Here is a 4428-nt window from a genome sequence, read left to right on the forward strand (position 1 = left end):
TACCTGAGTTTGAGGCTTTCCTGACGGAGCAACTGAGTGAAGATGTGGAGCAGGCCTCTGCTGATCATGAACTCACTATTGATGGTGTGCTGACACCTGCTGGCGCGAACCTGAGCCTGCTGGATATACTGGAACAGGCAGGGCCTTATGGGGCCTCGCACGCAGAACCTGTTTTTGCGTTGCCATCTGTGCCGATCAAGTTTTCAAAGGTGGTTGGGCAAGGGCATGTGAGTGTGACGCTTGGTGGTAACGAGGGAACAAACCTGAAGGCGATTGCTTTTAAAGCGGAAGACCAACCTCATGGAAAGGCGCTCTTACAAGCACGTGGCAAACCCCTCCATATTGCTGGTAGTTTGAGTGTTGATACGTGGCAGGGGCAGGCGAAACCGTCCTTACGCATTATTGATGTGGCAGACCCAACCAGAGGGCAATACGGCGCATAGGTCCGGGCTTTTCGGATTGCTTCAGCCTGTGTGAGGCGTTTTGTCTTTCCCATCAAAGGGGCGTGTACGTGAATATCATCAAGGCGAGTAAGCAGCATATTTCGGAAATGAATGAGGTGATCCTCGCAGCGAAAGGCCATTGGGGCTATTCGCAGGAGATGATGGAAGTCTGGCTGCCTGATCTGATTGTTGATGAGGTTGTTCTGGCAAGCAGGCATTTCTGGGTCTTGGAAGCTGAGGGCCGGATTGTTGGTGTGTTTTCTATTTCCGTTGATGCAGAGCAACGCAGCGAGCTTGAGGACTTCTGGGTCTCTCCGCAACTGATGGGTAGGGGCGCAGGGCGGATTATGTTTGGCTTCATTCAGAACTGGCTGCAAGATCAGCAGCTTCCAGAGCTGGTGATTGTCTCTGATCCTCATGCCAAAGGATTTTATGAGCGTATGGGAGCGGAGGAAATTGGGTTTCAGCCTTCCCTTCCAGCAGGGCGGAAATTGCCGGTGATGCGATACGTTTTGGAACCAAGGCCACTAAGGACTGTGTGATGGATTTTCGTAGATATCAAACCGGTGACTATGACGCATGCCTTGAGATCTTTAAGGGGAATGTTCCCAAGTATTTCATGGAGACTGAGCTGGAAGAATACAGCCTGGACCTGAAAAACCTTGATGATCCATACTATGTGGCCGAGCAAGATGGGCTGATTGTTGCTGCTGGTGGGTATTGCCTGAATGCTAAAGGGGTGGGGCTTATTTGGGGTATGGTGCGCCGTGAACAGCACGGTCAGGGGATTGGCAGAGCGCTTGTGCAATTCCGGCTTGCGCGTATTGCAAAGGACTATCCAGATCAGGCGGTTTATATCGATACCTCACAGCATACACGTCCCTTCTACGAGAGAATGGGGTTTGTTGCTGAATCCGTCGAGACGGATGGTTATGGACCCGGACTACATAAGGTGCTGATGAAACGGCCTGCTGTCTTGGCTTAATTTCTTGCGGAAAATATCTACTCCATTCACGTCATTTTCGATGCACTGCCACCCCAAACCTTCATAAAACCGGTGCAAGCTTAGTTTTGCGAAGAGGTAGAGGTGTGTTGTGCCATCGTTTAAAGCGAGTGCCTCCAGTTCTTTTGTGAGCCGGGAGCCGATGGCTTTGCCTTGATGCTCTGGAGCGACCCATAGGGATGCCAGCCATGGTGAGTACTGCGGGCGCTTGCTCATATCTGATTGCACCAACATGACCATGCCAAGGAACTCGGTCTGGTCGTGTGCGATCAATGTTGTGGGAATGGTTTCTTTGTTGAGGCTCGTGCGGAGTTCCTCATAAACATCTTCAATCGGGTGGCCTTCCTCTTCCCACCATTCCAGCCACATGCCTTTTGCGGCTGGCTCAAGGAAGTGAGGAACATCAACGAGGTTCGAGATGCTCAGAGTTTTGTGCATTGATTTCTCCAACTGAGCTCTAAATATTTCTCATTAAAACAACAGCATAAAGCACTTACTAAGCTTCAGAATAATCGAATGCAAACGTTATGCATTTCTTGGAGATCTCCAGAGACGATACGCATGCAAAAAGCTAAAGGAGCTTAGCATGCCATCATTATTTTCAAAAATGCAGCGCGTTGTGCTGACTGGATTGTGTTCGACCACCCTCTTGATATCACCAATTGCTGGTGCATCTGCTTGCACGAGCTTTGTTGTTACGGCCAAAGATGACGGACGTGTCTATGGGAGGACCATGGAGTTCGGCTTTGAAACTGAGTCCACTGTTTCTCTGATCCCACGCAATTATGAGCTCACGAGTTCTGGAGAGCTTAATGGGGATAAACAATGGGAAGGGGCAAAGTGGAAAAGCAAGTATGCTGTGATCGGTATGAATGCAATGAAGCATGAGACCGCGATTGTTGATGGTGTAAATGAAGCTGGTCTTGCAGCTGGTGCTCTCTACTTCCCTGGTTTTGCAGAGTACTCTGATGTGAAGGCGAGTGGCGCAGATGATGAAGTTGCACCGATTGATTTTCTCGTTTGGGTCCTATCGCAGTTTGAGACAGTTGAAGAGGTGAAAGAAGCCGTTAAGTCGATCAAGCTGGTCGATGTTGATTTTGCTCCGCTTGGCGAAGTGCCTCCGCTGCATTTCACTATTCATGACCGTTCTGGAAAGTCCATCGTGATTGAGCCCGTCGATGATGGCTTGAAGGTCTACGATAATGAGCTTGGTGTGATGACCAACTCGCCGCAGTTTGATTGGCACTTAACCAACCTGCGCAATTACGTGAACCTGACACCAATAAACTCGGCTGGAAAGAAGTTTCCAGAAGGTGAGCTGCAACCACTGGGGCAGGGATCAGGTATGCTGGGTGTGCCGGGAGATGTAACGCCGCCATCGCGTTTTGTGCGCGTGACAGCGTTTGTGACCACAGCTGAGGAACATGAAACTGCAAAAGAGAACCTCAATGTCGCTGGGCATATTCTGAACAACTTCGACATTCCGAAAGGCTTTGCCCAACCGGAAGCGCTGGATGCGGCCCAGTCTGCGAGCTCTCAGCAAGATGACAACCCAGACTACACGCAATGGTCTGTTATGGCAGATCTGAATGGTGCTGTTTATTATGTACGGAAGCTCAATGCGATGAACTTCAACTCTGTGAGCTTCAAGGACTTTGACCCGGATGGGTCTACGCTAACAATCTTGAAGCCGCTGGTGGCTGACCCGTTTAGCAATCTAGCGGATGCTGCGAAATAAGTGATGCAGGCTGTAAAGAGTCAATCTTTGCAGCCTTCTCTCTGGTCGAGGAGAGAGCCTATTGTTTGTCGCAGGTCCAGGTGTTGAGGGACAGCAGCGGAGTGCATGTTCTTATCAGCTATCAATCATGGTGGTGTGTTGCTGAGGGTTTTGTAATTTTTGCTGGCTATCCTATATGCAGTTGATGCGTGTCTGTGTTTCACGCAGTATGTTATTTGGAATAGGGATTTAAGGAGCAGCCATGCCGGATAGTGCAAGTGAAGCGGTGCCTGTTGACCAGCCACGGATCAGACTTGGTCAGGGCCTTGGTCTTGGATTGGCGCTTGGCGGGTTTTGCGGTGTTATTGCCATTTTGACTTCGGCGGCCAGTTCGCACGCGGTCGATAACCAGTATCTGGGTATTATCTCTCAAATCACGATGATGCATGCCGCTGCTTTTGTCGGGCTGGGCGTTGCACACGGGATTACGGGCTCCAAAGGCATTGCATTTGCCATGCTCTTGCTGTTTGCCGGTGTTGGTTTGTTCTGTGGTGATCTGGCTCAGCGCTTGTTCGTTGGTGAGAAGCTCTTTGACTTTGCTGCCCCAACGGGTGGCATGCTGATGATCCTGGGCTGGCTGTTTGTATTCTTAAGTGGCCTCAACCGGATGATGAGAGGCTAGCCTTCTTCCTTTGAGTCCTCATGATAAAGGGCGAACCACATGGTCCGCCCTTTTTGATATCTGTTTTGGGTGTCTGATGTTTAGTTGACTAGCCCGCGACCTTTGAGAAGTGGCTCAATGGATGGCAGTTTACCGCGGAAATCCATATAAGCTTTTGCTGGATCTTGAGATCCGCCTGCTGCGTAAATGAACTTTTCCAGTTTGGCTGCTGTATCAGCGTCAAACGCATCGCCAGTTTCTTCAAAAGCTTCAAATGCGTCAGCATCCATCACTTCTGACCAGAGATAGCTGTAGTAACCCGCAGAATATCCGTCTCCGGCAAAGGCATGCAGGAGGTGCGGAATGCGGTGACGCATGATGATCTCTTTCGGCATACCGATACCGTTGAGGATCTTCTTTTCCATCTGAGCCGGATCGAGATCGTCGAGCTTATCTTCTTTATGGATCGCCATATCAACCAGAGCAGTCGCCAGATACTCAACGGTTGCAAAACCTTGGTTGAAGTTGGCTGCCGCTAGCAGACGCTCCAGAAGCTCTTCTGGAATGACTTCGCCGCTTTGGTAGTGGCGGGGGTACTTTTTTT

At 50.1% G+C, this 4428-nt stretch carries 6 protein-coding genes and 1 pseudogene; 5 read left to right on the forward strand and 2 right to left on the reverse strand.

Annotation, left to right across the window (positions count from 1 at the left end):
• From PPL9_RS20385 to PPL9_RS20395, 3 genes and pseudogenes are all read left to right on the forward strand, one after another.
• Positions 1-443: pseudogene (locus PPL9_RS20385) on the forward strand (single-stranded-DNA-specific exonuclease RecJ); the annotation flags it as partial.
• 68 nt (positions 444-511) lie between these two features.
• Positions 512-985 carry a GNAT family N-acetyltransferase gene (locus PPL9_RS20390; protein ID WP_057464457.1) on the forward strand — a complete coding sequence of 158 codons (474 nt, stop codon included), beginning with the start codon at positions 512-514 and terminating at the stop codon, positions 983-985.
• Positions 985-1428 (forward strand): GNAT family N-acetyltransferase, encoded by a 444-nt coding sequence (locus PPL9_RS20395; protein WP_057464402.1) that lies wholly within the window; start codon positions 985-987, stop codon positions 1426-1428. Before PPL9_RS20390 ends, PPL9_RS20395 begins: the two co-directional genes overlap by 1 nt.
• On the opposite strand, the gene PPL9_RS20400 is transcribed toward PPL9_RS20395, so the two are convergent.
• Entirely contained in the window at positions 1387-1884 is a 498-nt protein-coding gene (locus PPL9_RS20400) for a GNAT family N-acetyltransferase (RefSeq protein ID WP_057464403.1), read from the reverse strand. The genes PPL9_RS20395 and PPL9_RS20400 overlap by 42 nt on opposite strands.
• Before the next feature lie 148 nt (positions 1885-2032).
• Here PPL9_RS20400 and PPL9_RS20405 point away from each other — a divergent pair, with 148 nt between their 5' ends.
• On the forward strand, positions 2033-3184 hold the full coding sequence (locus PPL9_RS20405) for a choloylglycine hydrolase family protein (protein WP_082597000.1): 1152 nt from the start codon (positions 2033-2035) through the stop codon (positions 3182-3184).
• 241 nt (positions 3185-3425) lie between these two features.
• Entirely contained in the window at positions 3426-3845 is a 420-nt protein-coding gene (locus tag PPL9_RS20410; protein ID WP_057464405.1) for a DUF423 domain-containing protein, read from the forward strand.
• An 80-nt stretch (positions 3846-3925) separates the two neighbouring features.
• Here PPL9_RS20410 and PPL9_RS20415 read toward each other — a convergent pair.
• The coding region (locus PPL9_RS20415) for a M3 family metallopeptidase (RefSeq protein WP_161831390.1) at positions 3926-4428 on the reverse strand (503 nt) is incomplete at its 5' end.

This window comes from Pseudovibrio sp. POLY-S9, from assembly GCF_001431305.1.
Taxonomy (GTDB): Bacteria; Pseudomonadota; Alphaproteobacteria; order Rhizobiales; family Stappiaceae; genus Pseudovibrio.